Consider the following 19,216-nt stretch of genomic DNA (forward strand, 5'->3'; position numbering starts at 1 on the left):
ATGCCCCCCGAATCCAACGGGTCGCGGCCGACGGCGTCCAGGGACTACCTCGGCTCGGCCGACCCGACCGAGCGCGAACGGCGTGCGGAGTCGTTCGGCGCGAGTGCCGCCGCGTACGCGGCCTTCCGGCCGAGCTATCCGGAGGCAGCCGTGCGCTGGGCACTCGAACCCGTCGCCGGGGACGACGTCGTACGCGTCCTGGATCTCGCGGCGGGGACCGGCAAACTGACCGAGGTGATCCGCGGCCTCGGCATGGAGGCGGTCGCGGTCGAGCCCGACGCCGCGATGCTGACCGAGCTGTCCCGGCGGCTGCCGGACGTACCCGCGTTCACCGGGACGGCGGAGGAGATCCCCGCGCCCGACGGCGCGTTCGACGCGGTGGTGGTCGGCCAGGCCTTCCACTGGTTCGACCGGGACCGCGCGCTGGCGGAGATCGCCCGGGTGCTGCGCCCGGGCGGCGTGCTCGCGGCGTTGTGGAACCTGCACGACGACGGTGTCGCCTGGGTGGCCGGGCTGAACGCGGCGGCACAGGCGCTCGGTTCGGTACGCGAGACCCGCGAGTCGCCCATGCGGCAGGAGCTGTTCGAGCACGTGGCGTTCGCCGACCAGGCGAGCGCGGAGTTCGGGTTCCACGAACGCCGGACCAGCGAGCAGGTGGTCGGGATGCTCGGCACGCACTCGCGGATCCTGGTGATGGACGAGGTGGACCGGACGCAGGTGCTGGCCCGCGTCCGCGGCTACCTGCGGGCCCGGCCGGAGACCTCCACCGGCGAGTTCGACGTTCCGCTCGTCACCATCGCCCTCCGCGCGGTCCGGGTCTAGGCGTATTCGTCCCGTCCCACCACTCCGCGGCCGACACGGGGAGCACGCATGAGGAGAAACGCTCCACGTTACGGTCTGATGGTGGTTCTGCTGCTTTCTCTGCTGGGACTGGGCATTCCCCCGTACTCCTCCGGCGACGGCGACGGCTCGTCGGGCCCGTCCGGCCCGTCCGGCCCGCCAGGCTCCTCCGGCCCCTTGGACTCGTTCGACACCCTGCGGCAACGCTGGAAGGACTCTCTGGACGGCGGGCCGGACCTGGACACCGGGGACCAGGACATCGCGCGCCGGCTCAACTCCGTCACCCGGACGGCGCGGGGCTTGTGGAAGACGATGAACACCGCTCCGCAGACCTACGTCTGGAGCGACCTCGCCGACGTCAGTACGAACGGCCGGGCGATCGACGCGACCTACGTCCGGCTCCGTGCGATGACGCTGGCCTACTCCACGAGGGGTTCGCCCCTGCACGGCGACGGCACCCTGCGGGACGACATCGTCACCGCCCTCGACTGGGTGAACGCCCACTGGTACAACGACGCGACCGTGGCGCGCGGCAACTGGTGGGAGTGGTACATCGGAATTCCCAACCGGCTCAAGGACATCACGGTGATGCTCTACGACGACCTGAGCCCGGCTCGGCTCCACAACTACACCGCCGCGCTCGACCACTTCGTACCGTCCGACATCGAGAAGTGGCGAGGAGCAAACGCCACCGACGTACTCGTCCACCAACTGGTGAGCGGCGTCCTGCAGAAGAGCGGCGATCGCATCACCCGCGTACGAAACCTCGTTCCGCCGTTGCTGGACTACACGACCAGCGGGGCCGGTTTCCACGAGGACGGCTCCTACCTCGACCACGTCGCCGTGGCGTACAACCTGTCGTACGGCAAGGAATATCTCAACAGCCTGTCGAACATCGTCCGTCTGCTGAGCGGATCGCCGTGGGACCTCACCGCGCAGGATGCCGGGAAGTTCTACGCCACCATCCGCAACGGTTACGAACCCCTTGTTTACAAGGGCGCCGGGATGGATCTGGTGCGCGGTCGCGCGATCGGACGGGAGATCGAACAGGATCACGTCGCCGGGCACGCCGTCATCGCCAACCTCGCCACGATCGCGACCGTCGCCCCACCCGGGCAGGCCGGGAAGTTGAAGGCGATGATCAAGTCCTGGGTGGGTGCGGACACCTACCGGAACTTCTACGCCTCGGGCGATCCGCGGATCTCGCTGTTCGTGATGGCGACCGTGAAGGAGATCATGGCCGACCCGGCCGTCACGCCGCGACCGGAGCCGATCGGCCACTTCGCGTACAACACCATGGACCGGACCGTCCACCGTGCAAGGGGTTTCGCGTTCGCGATCGCCAAGAGCTCCAAGCGGGTACAGAACTACGAACAGATGAACGACGAGAACGCCAAGGGCTGGTACACCGGCGACGGCATGACGTACCTCTACAACGACGACCTCGGGCAGTACTCCGGAAACTTCTGGCCGACCGTCGACATGACGCGGCTGCCCGGCACCACCACGGAGGTCCGGCCCCGCTTCCGCGGCAACCCCGAGGGGCACCCGCAGAACGGTGACGGCGAAGGGAGGCCGACCAACTCGTGGTCGGGAGGAAGCGTCCTGGGTGACTACGGTGCCTCCGGCCTCCACCTGCGTCCGGTCGGCGGGGCGCTCGGCGGTTCGCTGAGCGCGCGGAAGTCGTGGTTCATGTTCGACGACGAGGTCGTCGCGCTGGGCTCGGACATCAAGACGACCTCCCCGGCCGGCCGTCGGGTCGAGACGGTGGTGGAGAACCGCAAGCTGAACGCGGACGGGACCAACCAGCTGACCGTGGACGGAGAGGCCGAGCCGACCACGCCCGGCTGGTCACGCGAACTCACGGACTTCAGCTGGATCAACCTCGGCGGGAACCACGGCCCCGACTCCATCGGCTACTACTTCCCGGGCGGAGCCACGGTGGACGGCCTGCGGGACACCCGAACCGGCAGTTGGTCGGACCTGTCCGCCAACGGCAGCGGCGGTCCGGCGTACACCAGTCACTTCATGACGCTCACCATGGACCACGGCGTCGATCCCACGGCCGCAACCTACAGCTACGTGCTGTTGCCGAACCGGACTCCGGCACAGACCCGTGAGTACGCGAAGAACCCGGACATCGCCGTGCTCGCGAACTCCGCCGCGGTGCACGCCGTACGCGAGAACACCCTGGGAGTCACCGGCTACAACTTCTGGACCGACAGGGCCACCACGGCGGGCGACATGACCAGCGACAAGCGGGCGTCGGTGATGACGAGGGAGGTGGCCGGCGACACGTTCGAGATCGCGGTCAACGACCCGACCATGGAGAACACCGGGATCATCGACCTCGAGATCGACCGGCAGGCCCTGTCCGTCATGTCCGGCGATCCCCGCATCACGGTGACCCGGCTGAGTCCGACGATCAGGCTGGCGGTGGATGTCGACGCCGCAAGGGGAAAGTCGTTCACCGCGAAGTTCCGCCTGGCGCCGGATCCGCAGCACAGGCCTCAGGACGTGGGCACCGCGGCGAGTTCCCCCTCGCCGTCCTGGCGCGCGAACTGCGTTCGGTACAGCTCGGCGTACAGTCCGCCGGCCGCCAGCAACCGCTCGTGCGTTCCGCGTTCGCGTACCTGACCCTCGTCGAGCACCAGGATCTCGTCGGCGTCCCGGACGGTGGACAGCCGGTGCGCGATCACCAGAGACGTACGCCCGGTCAGGGCGGTGGCCAGCGCGGCCTGCACCGCGGCCTCGGACTCGGAGTCGAGGTGCGCGGTTGCCTCGTCAAGGATGACGATCGACGGTGCCTTCAGCAGCAGCCGGGCGATGGCGAGCCGCTGGCGTTCGCCGCCGGACAGGCGATAGCCCCGGTCACCGACGACGGTGTCCAGCCCGTCGGGCAGACCTGCCACCAGGGGGCCGATCCGGGCGGCGTCGAGGGCCGCCCACAGGTCGGCCTCGGTTGCGTTCGGGCGGGCCAGGAGCAGGTTGGCTCGGATGGTGTCGTGGTACATGTGCGAGTCCTGGGTGACCACGCCGATCACCGACCGGAGCGACTGCTGGGTGACCGAGCGCACGTCGTGGCCTCCGACGCGGACCGCGCCGCCGGTCACGTCGTACAGCCGGGACACCAGCGAGGCGAGCGTCGTCTTGCCCGCGCCGGACGGGCCGACCACGGCGACCATCCGGCCCGGCGCGACCTCGAAGCTCACGTCGCGCAGCACCTCCTCACCGGCCTGCCGGGACAGCGTGGCCACCGACTCCAGCGAGGCGAGGGAGACCTCCGCCGCGGAGGGATAGCGGAACGACACGTGGTCGAACTCCAGCGTGGGTTCGACGTCGACCGGCAGGTCCTTCCCGTCCGGGCGGTCGGCGACCATCGGTGGCAGGTCGAGCACCTCGAGCACCCGCTCGAAGCTGACCAGCGTCGTCATCACGTCGACCTGCAGGTTGGACAGCGAGGTGAGCGGCCCGTACAGCCGGGTGAGGTAGGCGGTGAGCGCGACCACCGTGCCGATGCCGAGCGCGCCCTCGACGGCGAACACACCGCCCAGCCCGTAGACGAGGGCCACCGCGAGGGCGGCGACGAGGGTGAGCGAGACCCGGAAGATTCCGGCGTACGTCGCGGTGGTGACCCCGATGTCGCGGACCCGGGCGGCCTTGCCGGCGAAGTCGCGGGAGGAGTCCTGCGGACGGCCGAACAGCTTGGCCAGCATGGCGCCCGCGACGTTGAACCGCTCGGTCATCGTCTGGGCCATGGTGGCGTTGAGCCGGTAGCTCTCGGCGGTCGCCGCGCGCAGCCTGGGGGCCATCATCCGGGCCGGGAGTACGAACAACGGCAGCAGCACCAGGGCCAGCAGGGTGATCTGCCACGACATCGCGAGCATCGCCGCGAGCACCAGCACCACGCTGAGCAGGTTGCTCACCACGTTGGACAGCGTGGAGGTGAACGCCTGCTGGGCGCCGAGCACGTCGCCGTTGAGACGCTGGATGAGCGCCCCGGTCTGCGTACGGCTGAAGAACGCGACCGGCATGCCCTGCACGTGGTCGAACACCGCGGTGCGCAGGTCGAAGACGAGGCCCTCGCCGATCCGGGCGGAGAACCACCGCTGGGCCAGCGTCGCCGCCGCGGACAGCAGGGCGAGGAGCGCGACCACGCCGGCCAGGGACACCACGACGTCGGTACGGCCCGGAGTGATGCCCCGGTCGATGATCGCGCGGAAGAGCAGGGGAGTGACGGCGCCGACGGTCGCGTCGACGGCGACGAGGAACAGGAAGACCGTCAGCAGGCCGCGGTAGGGGCGGCCGAACGCGAGAATCCGGCCGATCGTGCCGGGAGCGAGCCTGTGCCCGCGTACTGAGGTGTCCTTCATGAAGGACCGCATGGCGGCTCCTCCGCCGCCTCGGTTCATCGACATAGAAGCCCTTCGGGTGGGGGACTCGTGGGGAACTCGGTGGGAAACGCGGTCGGGGCTCGGCCGTTGCTCGGCGGGGAGCCCGAGATTTAGGGAGGTTAACTCACTATGAGGTAATCTCACAAGATGAGGATTCCGGATAGGGTGGCAACCGTGCACGCACCGGACAGCCCGCCGGCCGACCCTGCGGCCCACTCAGCCGATGACCCAGTGGACGCCCCGGCGGACGACACAGCCGAGCAGATCGCGGCGCTGCTCGAGGGGCTGGTACGCCGGCAGCGCCGGGCCGGCCGCGGCTCGCTGGAGGCGCTCGGCGTCGAGGTCACCCAGGGGCAGATGCGGGTGCTGCGGATCCTGGGGCATGCCGGAAAACCGCTGCGGATCAGCGAACTCGCCAACCAGCTGGGCATCGTGCCCCGCTCGGCGACCTCGGTCGTGGACGACCTGGAGGAGGCCGGGCTGGTGGCGAGGAAGCCGGATCCCGACGACCGCCGGGCAACCCTCGTGGGCCTGACCTCCGCTGGCGGGCAAGTTCTGGCCCGCATCCGGCGCAGCCGGCGCGACGCCATGGTCGCGATGGTCGAACGCCTGGACGCCGACGAGCGTGCCGACCTGCTCAGGCTGCTGGCCCGGCTGGCCGAGGGCGACGGCTGTGCCGACCGCCCGGCCACGGCCGGTAACCACTAGGTCCGGCAGCCCTCAGCTACGGCTGTCCGGCTCGTCCTCGGGCGTCGCGTCGTCTTCGGGCGTCGCCTCGACGTCGGCGGTGGCCAGCTTCCACGCCCGCAGGGCCGCGGCGGCCGCGAGCGCCGACAGCGTGCCGGGGTCGATACCCGAGCCCGGCGGTGGCTCCTGGGCGAGCGGCGCCGGCCGGCCGGGCCGGTCCGGCGGGAGCGGAGGCACCGGCGGCTCGGGGCGTTCGGCCGTCTGTTCGGCGTACGCCGAGCGCGCCGGCACGGTCCCGTCGTCGACTGCCCGGCCCTGGCGTACCGACCCGGAGGTGTCGGCTCCGGGCCGTCCGGCCGTGCGGCGGGCACGCAGCGCGGTGAGAACGTCGTCCCGGCTGCGTCCGCGCAGCCGCAGCGCGGTGAACGGATCGGCGTCCAGCAGGTCCGCGACGAGATAGCACACGGCGGCCGCGTGCTTGCACGGCTCGCCCCAGTCGGGGCAGGAACAGGCCGGCCGGATCTCACCGGGTCCCGGCAGCAGGCTCAGCCCGGCCGCGCCGACGTCCTCGACCACCTCCGGGGGCAGTTCGCCGTCCAGCAACGCGGCGGTCCGGCCGATCTGGGTGCCGATCACGTCGAGTACGCGCTCCCACTCGACCCGCCGGAAGGTCGGTACCCGGATGGTCACGGTGTAGGGATCCGGTCGACTGCCCTGTACCGGTGCCATCACCAGTCCGGCGGTGAGCTGGACCCGGCCGACGGCGCCGCGGCGGGCGTAGGAACGACCACGGGCGAGCCGGCCCGGGTCGAGCGCGGCGCGGTGTTCGAGCGCGTCCACCCAGGCTCGCCCCCACCAGGTCAGGCCGAACGGCCTCCGGCTGCCGGCGCCCGTGGCCGCGGGTGGCCGGTGCCCACCGCCGGCCGGCTCGTCGGACCACCAGTCGCCGGACGTCCGGCTGCCGCGCGGGCCGCCCGTGCCGCCCGGGCTCACGGCGTACTCCCCAAGGCGACCAGGTCGGCGAGCTCACTGTCGGACAGGTCGGCGATCCAGCTCTCGCCGGACCCGACCACCGAGTCGGCCAGTTCGCGTTTGGACTCGATCACGGCCGCGATACGGTCCTCCAGCGTTCCTTCGGTCACCAACCGGTGTACCTGCACGGGGTGGTCCTGCCCGATGCGGTAGGCGCGGTCGGTGGCCTGGTTCTCCACGGCGGGGTTCCACCACCGGTCGAAGTGCACGACGTGGGTGGCGCGGGTGAGGGTGAGCCCGACGCCACCGGCCCTGAGGGAGAGCAGGAACACCGGCGCCGCGCCGGACTGGAAGTCTGCCACCATGCGTTCGCGCTTGCGGGCGGTGACTCCCCCGTGCAGGAAGAGGTTTCGTACGCCACGGCTGTCCAGATGGTCCTGCAGGAGCCGGCACATCTCGACGTACTGGCTGAAGATCAGCACCGACTCGCCTTCGGCGAGGATGACGTCGAGCAGGTCGTCGAGCGCGGCGAGCTTGCCCGACCGGCCCGGCAGCGGACCGGACTCGTGGAGGTACTGCGCCGGGTGGTTGCAGACCTGTTTGAGGGCGGTGAGCAGGGCCAGTACGAGGCCACGCCGGGCGACCCCCTCCGACTCCTGGATCTCGGCCATCACCTCGGTGACCACGGCCTTGTAGAGAGTGGCCTGTTCGGTGGTGAGGCCGACCACCACGTCGCTCTCGGTCTTGGGCGGCAGCTCCGGCGCGATCCCGGGGTCGGACTTGCGCCGCCGCAGCAGGAACGGCGCGGTGACCCGGGCCAGACGTTCGGTGGCCGCCGGGTCGCGGTAGCGCTCGATCGGAACGGCCACCTTCTGCCGGAACCGCTCCAGCGGCCCGAGCACGCCGGGCGTCGTCCAGTCCAGGATGGACCACAGCTCGGAGAGGTGGTTCTCCACCGGGGTGCCGGTCAGCGCGATCCTGGCCGGGGCCGGGATCGTACGAAGCGCGCGGGCCGTGCGGGCCAGGGGATTCTTGGCGTGCTGGGCCTCGTCCGCCACGACCAGGCCCCAGCGGGCGTCGGCCAGCTCGGCATGGTCGCGGCGCACGACGCCGTACGTGGTGAGCACCACCTCGTCGGGGGCCAGGTCGTCGAGGTGCCGCGCGCCGCCGTGGTAGCGCCGGACCGGCGTCGACGGCGCGAACCTGCGCAGCTCCCGCTGCCAGGTGCCGAGCAGCGTCGTCGGGCACACCACCAGCGTCGGCCCCAGCCCCAGCGACCGGCGGTGCAGGTGGACCGCGATCAGCTGAACGGTCTTGCCCAGGCCCATGTCGTCGGCCAGGCAGCCGCCGAGGCCCAGGCCGGTGAGCTGGGCGAGCCAGGCCAGCCCGCGTTGTTGGTACGGGCGCAGGGTGGCCGCCAGGCCGGGCGGCGCGGCGACGTCGGTGTCGGCACCCACGCCGGAGAGAAGCTCGGCGAGCTTGCCGATCCGTTCGTCCGGCACGAACTCGACCTGTTCGTCGTCTACGGCGAGCTCACCGCTCAGCGCGCGGCCAGCGCCTCGGCCGCTCCCAGCGTGCGCGGGCCGCGCCGGCGCAGCCGGTCCAGCAACTGCCGGTCGACGCGTACCCACCGCCCGCGCAACCACAGGAACGGCCGCTTCGCCTCCGCGAGCGCGGCGATCTCCTCCTCGGTCAGCTCCGCACCGTCCAGCGTCGGCTGCCAGCGGAACTCCATCATCTGGCGCAGCGAGAACGCGGGTTCGCCGGCGCCGGCCACCCGGGGAGTGGTGGCCCGGGCCTTCAACGACAGCGCGCCACCGCCGAGCTCCCTGGGCCACAACACCTCCGTGCCCACGAGGTCGAGCGCCTCGGCTCCCCGCGCCAGCAGGTCCTCCACGTCGGCGTCGGCCAGGTCGATCGCAGCCGGCGTGGCGGCGGTGAGCGCGGCGCCGAGCGGCGGCCAGGCCCGGGCGCCTCGGCGCAGCGCCAGCAGCAGGTCGGTCTCGGCCCGGTCGCCGAGCCGGGCCAGCACCGCGGCGGGCGCGGCCCACAGGTCGGCGACGTCGACCAGCAGGCTGGGGTCGACGGCACTGCGGAGCTGGAGTACGCCGCGGAACGGGGGAGGGGCCTCAGTGCCTCCTTCGTCCTGTGGCTGGGTCCCGAGCGGCTGGGTCTCGGGCGGCTGGATCCGCAGGACGAGCTTCGCGCCCGGCCGATCGTCGTCGGTCGCGGCCTCGGCCAGCCAGGTGGCCACCGAGTCGGCCAGCGGGGTGGGCGCGAAGGCCGCGAACGGCGTCAGCGCCGGCCCGGCCGGCCGTTCCACCTGATCTTCGGGGTCGCGGGCGAGCGTGTCGGCGATCGCATCCCAGAACGCCTGCACCAGCGTTCTCGCGCCGCTCATCCGCAGTGGCCGGCTGCCTGGCACCGGCAGGGCGTGCGCCGTCGGCGGCATCGCCGCCACCAGCTTCGCCAGCCAGGCCCGGTCGTCGGGATCGAGCGGACCGGCCCGCCATGCGCCGTACCCCTGTGGGCTCGCCGCCGGCCGCAACCGCCCGCGCGCGACGAGACCGCCCCGGCGAGCGCCGCCGAAGCCCAGGCACGGTAGGAGGCGGACGCGTCCGGTGGAGCCGGGCGCCCGCAGAGCAGGGGAAGCGCCTCCGGAACCGGGACGAGACGGGCGGGAACGCGGGCCCGGCGTACGCGGGAACCGGCGGGCAGCACGAGCTCGACACCTTCCGTGCTCTCGTCGCTGCCGCCACCGGCATTGTCGGCTCCGCCCGGCGCCCACAACGCGAGCACGCCGGCGCGCGGCGGGTCGGCCGGGACGAACACCGCCTCCAGCCCGGCCGGATCCGGTTGCTGCGTCACCTCGCGAAGGCTAGCGCCCGCCACCGACACCACCGGCCGGGCCGCGGCCCGGCTGCCGACCGCCGCGGCTCAGCCGGCGACCCAGCTCCACCGGACGGACCGTGATCGCGAACGGTGCGGTCGCCGCAAATGCCTCGTCTTCGACGACGGGCGTGGTGTCGCGGTAACCGTCGGGGCCGAGTTCGAGCGGAAGCAAAAAGGGGAGATCCGGATCGATGATCCAGTACGACGGGCAGCCGGCGCTTTCGTAACGGGGCCGCTTGGAGACCGGGTCACAGCTGCGTCAAGGAACCCATCGTGCCTACATGGGGGCATGCGGTCCAACGGTGCCCGGACGGCAGCGTGCTTCGCGGCGTTCGTCCACAGCCCGGTGGCGTGCTCAGGGCTGCGGCGACTCCGGGCGGCTCGGCTTCCACGATCCGGGCAGAGCGTCGAGCGCCGCGCGCAGGCGTACGGCATCCACGCTCTTCGCGTCTCCTTCGGCAGCGGCTTCGGCCAGCGCGAACGCCAGCGCCGCCAGCACGTCGGCCCGGGCGTACCCCGCGTCGAGCAGCCGCCGCGCGGTCGCCCAAACCTCCGACGGGTCGTCGAACCACAGGTGCCGGACGACCGCTGTCCGTGCGGCGACTTCCCGTGCCGTCGGCTCAGCGTCCTCCAAGCTCTCCGCGTCCTCGGAGTACTCCGCGTCCTCCGAGTCACCCGAGCCTGCACGCAGGTCGTCGGCCACCAGATTTGCCACCGCGTCGTCGTCGGTGACGTCGAACCCCGGGGCGGGTACCCGGTCGAGCGCGAACATCCGGCGTTCGAAAACCTCGTCGGCGTTGTCCTGGTCCGGATCGAGGTCGGCCAGCAAGGACTCCACGGCGGTCCTCGCGGGACCCCATGCCGACGGATCGTCGTAGGTCTCGGCGAACCTCGGCACGAACGCCCGCACCGCGGCCAGCACCCCGTCGACCGAAGTCGTGGAGAGGCCGTTGCGCCGACCGGCGTACCGCACCCAGGCCTGCAGCACCGACGGCACCGCGTCGACGTACCTGCGGTCGAGCAGGCCGGTACGCGGAAGCCAGCCGAGCAGGAAGCCCTCCAGCTTGACCGGGCTGACCCGCAGCGGCTGCCCTCCGTCGTACTCGCAGCCGAAGTCGACGAGTTCCTTGGCGAACGCGCGGGCGCCCGCGGCGTCGGCGGGGCTGAGCTCGGCGGCCTCCGGCGAGGCGGCGAAGTCCTCGACGAGTGCCGCCCGCCGGGCGTCCGGCCACGGCGGCGGCTCGGGGACGGAGCCGCCGTCGGGCAGCGTGCGCAGCCGGGACAGGAGTACGGCACGCAGGTCGCGGAACGACTCGCCGAGCGGGGGCTCGACGGCCTCGTCGGTGGCCGCGAACGCCTCGCCCAGCCTGATCTTCGCGTCGGCGGGGTCGATCTCGGTCAGCGTGAGGTCGGGGTCGGCGGCGACGGTGGACTGCGCCTGCGCCTCCAGGTCGGCAGCCCGGTCGGTCGCCCACAGGTCCTTGGCGATGCCGCCGAGGTTGTGGTCCACCAGCACCACGAGCGCGTGCGGCTCCTCATCGGGATAGGCACACACCAGGATGTACTGCGTGTTGTCGCCGAGGTCCTCGGTGACGGCGAGGCACCGCTCGACCTTGGCGGAGCCCAGGCTCCCGGCCCACGCCGGCGTATCTTGGCCGTCTCCGGAGGTCAGGCCGTCGAGGCCGTCCAGGGCGGCCCGCGCCAGCGCGGCCACCCGGGGTTCGGCCAGGGCGGCGAGCCCGTGCAGCAGCGCGACCGCTCCCGCGTCGCCGGCGCGGCGTGCCTCGGCGACGAGCGTTGGACCGAACGCCTGCGAGGGGAGCTGCCACCAGGTCCCGATCACGCTGGAGACGAATCCTTCCGCCTGCAACGGCGAGGTCAGCGCCGTCAGTTGCGGGGTGGCGGCCAGCACCTCGTCAGCGAACTCGGCCGCCGGGTGGCCCGACGGCCCCTCGCCAGGGCCGCCAGCTGCTCCGGCGCCCGGTCCGCCGACCTGGCCGAAGGCCGCGTCGGCTCCCGGCCCCGGCGTGTGCGGGCCGGTGGGGCGGCCGGCCCGCCCGTCCTCACGGCGGCGGGCTCGGCGCGTGTCGGAGGGGCGACGGCGGTCGCCTCGGCGGCCTCGGCTTCGCGGACTCATGGGCGAAAGCCTTTCACGTCCACCTTCGCGCCCACCGGCCCGGAGCAGGGACCGGGTCGGGAGCGCTGTCCGCGGGCCGTCCGAAGTAGCCGGTGCGCTACCCTGGGCCGCATGCGGACGGCTCTGCTCCTTATCGAGCCACGCTGACCATCAGCGGGTGCTTCGAGCACCGCGTCGGCGTGGCAACCCCTCCTGTGCGAGGGGTTTTCTTCTTTTGGCGGAGCGTCCCACCTCAGTCCCTCCCTCGGAGTCAGGAACGATGAGCGAACCCAGCCGAGACGGCCACGCCGCGGCGGACACCTACGATTTCCACACCATCCAGGGCAAATGGCTGCCGGTGTGGCAGCGGATGGACCCGTTCCGGGCCGACCGGCTCGCGGGTGACGACCCGGCGGCGCAACCCGACACCCGCGAGCGGCGCTACCTGCTCGACATGTTCCCGTACCCCTCCGGCGACCTCCACATGGGCCACGGCGAGGCGTACGCCTTCGGTGACCTGCTGGCCCGCTACTGGTTCCAGCGCGGCTACAACGTCCTGCACCCGATCGGCTGGGACGCGTTCGGGCTGCCGGCGGAGAACGCCGCTATCCGGCGCAACGCCCACCCCGCCGAGTGGACGTACGCCAACATCGACACCCAGGCGGAGTCGTTCAAGCGGTACGCCGTCTCCTTCGACTGGTCCCGGCGGCTGCAGACCTGCGACCCGGCCTACTACCGCTGGACGCAGTGGCTGTTCCTGCGCCTGTACGAACGCGGCCTGGCCTACCGCAAGGCGTCCTACGTCAACTGGTGCCCGACCGACCAGACGGTGCTGGCCAACGAGCAGGTGATCGCCGGCAACTGCGAGCGCTGCGGCTCGCCGGTCACCAAGCGTGAGCTGACGCAGTGGTACTTCAAGATCACCGACTACGCCCAGCGGCTGCTCGACGACATGGAGCCGCTGGAGGGCCACTGGCCCGAGCGCGTGCTGAGCATGCAGCGCAACTGGATCGGCCGGTCCGAGGGCGCCTACGTCGACTTCGCCGTCGAAGGACGCGAGGAGCCGGTCACCGTCTTCACCACCCGGCCGGACACCTTGTTCGGCGCGACGTTCTTCGTGGTGGCGCCGGAGTCGAAGCTGGCGGCCGAGCTGGTGACGGCTGACCAGCGGGAGGCGTTCGAGACCTACCTCGAAGAGGTCAAGCGCACAACCGAGATCGAGCGGCTGTCCACCGAACGCGAGAAGACCGGCGTCTTCCTCGGCGTACACGCGGTCAACCCGGTCAACGGCCAGCGGATCCCGATCTACGCCGCCGACTACGTGCTGGCCGACTACGGCACCGGGGCGATCATGGCGGTCCCGGCGCAGGACCAGCGCGACTGGGACTTCGCCCGGCGGTACGACCTGCCGATCGTTCGCACGGTGCAACCGCCGGCCGACTTCGAGGGGGAGGCCTTCGTCGGTGACGGGCCGGCGGTCAACTCCGCCAACGCCGAGGTGAGCCTGGACGGTCTCGGCGTGGATGAGGCGAAGACGACCATCATCTCCTGGCTGGAGAGCAAGGGCCTCGGGCGTGGTGCGGTGACGTTCCGGCTGCGCGACTGGCTGGTGTCGCGGCAGCGTTACTGGGGTGCACCGATCCCGATCGTGCACTGCTCCACCTGCGGGGAGGTGCCGGTCGCCGACGAGCAGCTGCCGGTGGAACTACCCGACCTGCGTGGTGCCGACCTGTCCCCGAAGGGCACCTCGCCGCTGGCGGCCGCAAGCGACTGGGTCGAGGTGGATTGCCCGAAGTGTGGTGGGACGGCGCGCCGGGACACCGACACGATGGACACCTTCGTCGACTCCTCGTGGTACTACCTGCGTTACTGCTCACCGAACGACGAGGAGCGTCCGTTCGACCCCGACGACGTTCGCCGGTGGATGCCGGTCGACCAGTACGTCGGCGGTGTGGAGCACGCGATCCTGCACCTGCTGTACAGCAGGTTCTTCGTCAAGGTGCTGCACGACCTGGGCGTGCTCGACTTCACCGAACCGTTCAAGGCGCTGCTCAACCAGGGCCAGGTCATCAACCAGGGCAAGGCGATGAGCAAGTCGCTGGGCAACGGTGTCGACCTGGGTGAGCAGCTCGCGATGTACGGCGTGGACGCGATCCGGCTGACGATGGTGTTCGCCGGTCCGCCCGAGGACGACATCGACTGGGCCGACCTGTCGCCGGCGGGTTCGCTGCGCTTCCTGCAGCGCGCCTGGCGGGTGGCCGGCGACGTGACGAGCGAGCTGGGTGCCGACCCGGCCGACGGTGACCGCGCGCTGCGCAAGGTCACCCACGCGGTGATCAAGGAGGTCACCGAGCACGTCGAGTCGTTCAAGTTCAACGTCGCGGTCGCCCGGCTGATGGAGTTGGTCAACGCCGTACGCAAGGCGATCGACTCAGGACCCGGCCCGGCCGACCCCGCGGTGCGGGAGGCGGCGGAGGCGCTCGCGGTGATGCTCAGCCTGGTCGCGCCGTACACCGCCGAGGACATGTGGGAACGCCTCGGTCACGAGCCGACGGTGGCGTTGGTGGGCTGGCCGACCTACGACGCCGACCTTGCTGCGGCGGAGACGCTGACCGCGGTGGCTCAGGTCGCCGGGAAGCTGCGGGACAAGTTCGAGGTGTCTCCGGACATCTCCGAGGACGAGCTGCGTCAACTCGCCCTTGCCTCCGAGCGGGTGCAGAGCGCGCTGGCCGGCCGGGAAATCCGCAAGGTGATCGTGCGGGCACCGCGGCTGGTCAACATCGTCCCGGGCTAGGGCGTCCCAGGGTGTGTGCGCACCGCCCCTGGGAAAGGCGGGCGAGGTCGGCCGCGGAGACGGCCGGCCTCGCCCGCACCTCGCCCGCACCCCGACTGCCCGTGGATCGGCCGATCGCGCGTACGCGGCAAGCGCGCGTCCCGCCGGCAGCCGCGGGCCCTCTCGTGCTCGCCCACCGCTTGCAGCGCGTCGCCCAGGCTGGTGAGGACCCCGGCGGCATCGACTATGCCGCTGGGGGCCTGCCGCAACAGCCTCGGCGCCGGCTCACTACGACCTCGCAGGCGGCGTTCCCCGGCCCGGTCGCCGGGGAACGCCGTCGTTACGCCGATCGGTGGCTCAAGGGGCCCGGGTTCGGACATTCATGCTGCGCCCACGGGGGCCAAAAGGCTATCCTCCTGGCATGTCGGTGGTCCTGCTCCTTACCGGGCCGCGCTGACCTCAGCGGGTGCTCTGCACCGCGTCGGCGCGGCGAACCCCTCTGCGTGAGGGGTTTCTTCATGTCCGGCCACCGGTGATCAGCGACCTTGCGCGATCGCCGCCGACCCTCGGGCGGTGCACCATGACCACAGCCGACCCCACCAAGCCCCACGACGGCGTCGCGTCCGAACCCGCCTACCGCTACGACGGACCGCTGGCCGGTCGGATCGAGGCGCGTTGGCAGGCGTTCTGGACCGAGCACGGGACGTTCCACACCCCTAACCCCGCCGGCGATCTCGGCCCCGGCGCCTACGACGGCAACCGGCAAGCCGGGGTTGACAGGGCGCGGGCGGACGCCCCGAAGTTCTACGTGCTGGACATGTTCGCCGGCCCGTCCGGCTCGCTGCACGTCGGCCATCCGCTCGGCTACGTGGCGACCGACGTCTACGGGCGGTACCTGCGAATGCGCGGACACAACGTGCTGCACGCGTTCGGGTTCGACGCGTTCGGCCTGCCCGCCGAGCAGTACGCGGTCCAGACCGGCCGGCATCCGCGGGATACCACCGAGGCCAACATCGCCACCATCCGCCGGCAGTTGCGGCGGCTGGGCCTGGCCCACGACGATCGCCGCGGCGTGTCGACCACCGACGTGGACTTCTACCGCTGGACGCAGTGGATGTTCCTGCAGATCCATGGGGCGTGGTACGACGACGAGCGCAAGCAGGCCCGGCCGATCGCCGAGCTGGAGAAGGAGTTCGCGACCGGACGGCGAGCCGTGCCCGGGGGGCGTGGCTGGAACACGCTGTCCGTCCACGAACGCCGCGCCGTGCTGGACGCACACCGCCTCGCCTACCTGGCGGACGTTCCGGTCAACTGGTGCCCCGGCCTGGGCACTGTGCTGGCCGACGAGGAGGTCACCGCGGAAGGACGCAGCGAACGCGGGAACTACCCTGTCTTCGCCCGCACGATGCGGCAATGGATGCTGCGCATCACCGCCTACGCCGACCGGCTGGTCGACGACCTGGACCTGCTGGACTGGCCGGAGCCGATCAAGACTCAGCAACGCAACTGGATCGGCCGCACCCGCGAGCAGGGCGAGGTGACGTACCGACTGCACGACTGGTTGTTCAGTCGGCAGCGCTACTGGGGCGAGCCGTTCCCGATGGTGTACGACGAGCACGGCCCGGTCGCGCTGCCGGAGTCGATGCTGCCGGTCGTGTTGCCGCAGACCCCGGACTACGCGCCCACCACCTACGATCCCGACGACGCGTCGTCGGAGCCGGTCGCGCCGCTGGGTCGGCTGACCGACTGGGTGGAGGTCACCTTGGACCTGGGCGACGGTCCGCGCACCTACCGGCGGGAGACCAACACGATGCCGCAGTGGGCCGGCTCGTGTTGGTATGAGTTGCGCTACCTCGATCCGCACAACGCCGAGCGGTTCTGTGATCCGGCGCTGGAACGGCACTGGCTGGGCAGCCGCGGCGGTACCGACCCGGGCGGGGTCGATCTGTACGTGGGCGGGGTCGAGCACGCCGTACTCCACCTGCTGTACGCACGCTTCTGGCACAAGGTGCTGTACGACCTGGGTCACGTGTCGAGCCGGGAGCCGTTTCGCCGGCTGGTCAACAACGGCTACATCCAGGCGTACTCCTACACCGACGAGCGAGGGGTTCACGTGCCCGCCGCCGAGGTGGTCGAACGCGACGGCACCTTCTGGTGGCGGGACCGGCCGGTCACCAGGTCGCTGGGAAAGATGGGCAAGAGCCTGCGCAACATGGTGACCCCCGACGAGTTGTGTGACCGCTACGGCGCGGACACCTTCCGGGTGTACGTCATGGCGTCCGGACCTTTGCAGGCGTCGCGCCCGTGGGACCCGCGCGGCATCGTCGGGGCGCAGCGCCTCCTGCAGCGGGTGTGGCGGAGCCTGGTCGACGAGGAGACCGGCGCGCCGAGGATCACCGACCGGCCCGCTGGCGAGGAAACGCTTCGCCTGCTGCACACGACGATCGGGGGTGTTCGCGACGACCTGGACGCGCTGAGCTTCCACACCGCCGTCGCCCGCCTCACGACACTGTCCCGCCACGTCGCGGGCCTGGGTGGCGAGGTGCCGACGGAGGTGGCCCGCCCCATGGTGTTGATGCTCGCGCCGTTCGCGCCGCACCTGGCCGAGGAACTGTGGCACCGACTGTGCGCTGAGAAGGCCAGGCCAGAAGGAGCCTCGCGAGAGTGGAAGGCCACTTCGGAGGAGAGGGCGCCACGACAGGCAGCGTCGCTGGCGTACGTGCCCTATCCGGAGGCGGATCCGGCCTACCTCGGTGCGGAGGTGGTGACCTGCGTGGTGCAGGTCTCGGGCAAGCTGCGAGGCAGGCTCGAGGTGCCGCCGGACATCACCGCGGACGAGCTGCGTCGACGCGCGCTTGACATCGAGCCGGTGCGCCGGGCGCTGCACGGTCGCGCCGTCGACCGCGTGGTCGTGCGTCCTCCTCGGCTGGTCAACATCGTGCCCGCCGGGTGAGGGCGGTGCGTCCGCCAAGGCGCCGCTGTCAGTCGTCACCTCCGGTCCTCCCGACCACCTTGCCGGGATCGAAGGCGTAGGCGACCATCCAGTGCGGCAGGACTCGCACGTAGACGATGTCCTCACCCCAACTGGTCGGCGAACTGCCGTAGTGATGCACCAGGTGGTCCTCCACCGGCCGCCAGTCCGGGTGGTCGGGTGGTAGGAACTCCGCCACGCCGTGGGTGAACACGCCCAGGTCGTCGCCGCGCAGATGGGCGACGCTGGCGTCGGGACGGGCGCGCAGGTGGCGGGTCTTGACCGCCGTGCCCGAAGTGGTGAAGACCCATCGGCCACGCAGGAAGTGCCCGTCGACCGCGCTGATCCGGGACGCACCGCCTGCGGTCACGGTGGCGACCGACAAGGTGCACATGCCGGTGAGGACACCGCACAGTTGGCGTGCGGTCAGGGTGCGCTCGGGGGTGACGATGGAACGCAGGTGTTCGCTGGAGTGGGGGAGGGAGGAATCAAGCATGCGCTGGAGTTCCTCGACGTCGCTGTCGGTTTCGTCCATGCCGGAACGGTCTCACGGCCCGCCGACAACCGGCACCGGCGTGCGCCAGTAGCGCTGTGGGACTGATGCCAGGCCGAGTACACGTCTTCGTCGGCAGATTCGACCGGCAGTCGAGCACGGCCTTCGGGATTGCTGATCGAACACCGGACGCGCTCGTCCGCCGGCGGTTACATTTCTCTCGTGGCGGGACACGTGGCCCTGGTGACGGACTCGACCGCGCACCTCGATGGCCGAGAGATCGCCGACTACGGAATCTCCGTCGTGCCGACGCAGGTGACGGTCGGGTCCACCACGTATGCCGACGGGGACCCCGAGGTGACCCGCCTGGTCACCGACTCACTACGCCGCGGCGAACACGTCCGCACCGCCCGCCCGTCGCCGATGGAGTTCCTGGCCGGCTACACCGCCGCGGCACGTACCGGCTGCTCGGCGGCGGTCTCGATCCACCTGTCCGGTGACCTGTCCGGCACCCACGACGCCGCCCGGTTGGGCGCTGTCCAGGCGCCGCTGCCGGTCGCCGTGGTCGACTCCCGCCAGGTGGGCATGGGTCTCGGCTTCGCCGTGCTCGCCGCCGCGGACGCCGCCGAACGCGGCGCGGACGCCGCGGAGGTGGTCGACCTGGCGCGGGCGCGTGCCGCCGCCACCGAGACGTACCTCTACGTCGACTCCCTCGACTACCTGCGCCGGGGCGGGCGGATCCGGCTCGCCCAGGCGGTGGTGAGTTCGGCGCTGCCGTCGAGGCCCATCCTGCAGGTACGCGACGGCCGGGTCACACCGTGCGCGAAGGTGCGCACAGGGGGCAGGGCGATGGTCGAACTCGAGCGCCTCGCGCTGGGATGTGCCGGCATCCGCAGCGTCGAGGTCGCGGTGCATCATCTCGGAGCGCCGATCCTCGCGGGTGAGCTGGCCGCGCGGCTGCGGCGCCGCGTACGCCGGCTCGTCCGCATCGTGGTCCGCGAGGCGGCCAGCGGGATCGGCGCGCACGTCGGGCCGGGCATGGTCTCGGTCGTCGTCTCGCCCACCGACGTCGGCTGAT

The 19,216-nt window shown here is 71.5% G+C and carries 12 protein-coding genes and 1 pseudogene; 6 read left to right on the plus strand and 7 right to left on the minus strand.

Annotation, left to right across the window (positions count from 1 at the left end):
• Both BLU27_RS17440 and BLU27_RS17445 read left to right on the plus strand, forming a co-directional pair.
• On the plus strand, nucleotides 1–822 hold the full coding sequence (locus tag BLU27_RS17440) for a class I SAM-dependent methyltransferase (RefSeq protein WP_092654740.1): 822 nt from the start codon (nucleotides 1–3) through the stop codon (nucleotides 820–822).
• Nucleotides 823–900: 78 nt separating this feature from the next.
• Nucleotides 901–3,171: pseudogene (locus BLU27_RS17445) on the plus strand (polysaccharide lyase 8 family protein); the annotation flags it as partial.
• Between the two features lie 179 nt (nucleotides 3,172–3,350).
• On the opposite strand, the gene BLU27_RS30540 reads toward BLU27_RS17445, so the two are convergent.
• Nucleotides 3,351–5,225, minus strand: coding sequence for an ABC transporter ATP-binding protein (locus BLU27_RS30540; protein WP_241827487.1), 1,875 nt, complete (start codon nucleotides 5,223–5,225; stop codon nucleotides 3,351–3,353).
• Nucleotides 5,226–5,465: 240 nt separating this feature from the next.
• On the opposite strand from BLU27_RS30540, the gene BLU27_RS17455 reads away from it, so the two are divergent.
• Nucleotides 5,466–5,942: a MarR family winged helix-turn-helix transcriptional regulator gene (locus tag BLU27_RS17455; RefSeq protein ID WP_157728617.1), complete on the plus strand. Its 477-nt coding sequence runs from the start codon at nucleotides 5,466–5,468 to the stop codon at nucleotides 5,940–5,942.
• 12 nt (nucleotides 5,943–5,954) lie between these two features.
• Here the strand turns inward: BLU27_RS17455 and BLU27_RS17460 are convergent, their stop codons facing one another.
• The 5 genes from BLU27_RS17460 to BLU27_RS17475 form a co-directional block, all read right to left on the minus strand.
• Complete coding sequence (locus BLU27_RS17460; protein ID WP_092654744.1) at nucleotides 5,955–6,914, minus strand: SWIM zinc finger family protein; 960 nt, start codon at nucleotides 6,912–6,914, stop codon at nucleotides 5,955–5,957.
• Nucleotides 6,911–8,395 (minus strand): DEAD/DEAH box helicase, encoded by a 1,485-nt coding sequence (locus BLU27_RS30545; RefSeq protein ID WP_241827488.1) that lies wholly within the window; start codon nucleotides 8,393–8,395, stop codon nucleotides 6,911–6,913. The genes BLU27_RS17460 and BLU27_RS30545 overlap by 4 nt, the downstream gene beginning before the upstream one ends.
• A gap of 38 nt (nucleotides 8,396–8,433) precedes the next feature.
• On the minus strand, nucleotides 8,434–9,294 hold the full coding sequence (locus BLU27_RS30550) for an SNF2 helicase-associated domain-containing protein (RefSeq protein ID WP_241827489.1): 861 nt from the start codon (nucleotides 9,292–9,294) through the stop codon (nucleotides 8,434–8,436).
• On the minus strand, nucleotides 9,291–9,761 hold the full coding sequence (locus tag BLU27_RS30555; RefSeq protein ID WP_241827490.1) for a hypothetical protein: 471 nt from the start codon (nucleotides 9,759–9,761) through the stop codon (nucleotides 9,291–9,293). The genes BLU27_RS30550 and BLU27_RS30555 overlap by 4 nt, the downstream gene beginning before the upstream one ends.
• 379 nt (nucleotides 9,762–10,140) lie before the next feature.
• Nucleotides 10,141–11,922: a hypothetical protein gene (locus BLU27_RS17475; protein ID WP_157728618.1), complete on the minus strand. Its 1,782-nt coding sequence runs from the start codon at nucleotides 11,920–11,922 to the stop codon at nucleotides 10,141–10,143.
• Between the two features lie 259 nt (nucleotides 11,923–12,181).
• Here BLU27_RS17475 and leuS point away from each other — a divergent pair, with 259 nt between their 5' ends.
• Together leuS and BLU27_RS30920 are read left to right on the plus strand one after the other, a co-directional pair.
• The gene (leuS, locus tag BLU27_RS17480; RefSeq protein ID WP_092654747.1) at nucleotides 12,182–14,695 is read left to right on the plus strand and encodes a leucine--tRNA ligase; all 2,514 of its coding nucleotides are present in this window, start codon (nucleotides 12,182–12,184) and stop codon (nucleotides 14,693–14,695) included.
• Nucleotides 14,696–15,254: 559 nt separating this feature from the next.
• Nucleotides 15,255–17,627: a class I tRNA ligase family protein gene (locus BLU27_RS30920; protein ID WP_092654748.1), complete on the plus strand. Its 2,373-nt coding sequence runs from the start codon at nucleotides 15,255–15,257 to the stop codon at nucleotides 17,625–17,627.
• Nucleotides 17,628–17,655: 28 nt separating this feature from the next.
• Here the strand turns inward: BLU27_RS30920 and BLU27_RS17490 are convergent, their stop codons facing one another.
• A complete protein-coding gene (locus BLU27_RS17490; RefSeq protein ID WP_092654749.1) occupies nucleotides 17,656–18,180 on the minus strand; it encodes a pyridoxamine 5'-phosphate oxidase family protein in 525 nt (174 codons plus the stop codon).
• A 180-nt stretch (nucleotides 18,181–18,360) separates the two neighbouring features.
• Between BLU27_RS17490 and BLU27_RS17495 the strand changes: the two genes are divergently transcribed.
• Nucleotides 18,361–19,215: a DegV family protein gene (locus tag BLU27_RS17495; RefSeq protein ID WP_092657829.1), complete on the plus strand. Its 855-nt coding sequence runs from the start codon at nucleotides 18,361–18,363 to the stop codon at nucleotides 19,213–19,215.
• Nucleotide 19,216 lies beyond the last annotated feature (1 nt).

This window comes from Actinopolymorpha singaporensis, assembly GCF_900104745.1.
GTDB lineage: Bacteria > Actinomycetota > Actinomycetes > Propionibacteriales > Actinopolymorphaceae > Actinopolymorpha > Actinopolymorpha singaporensis.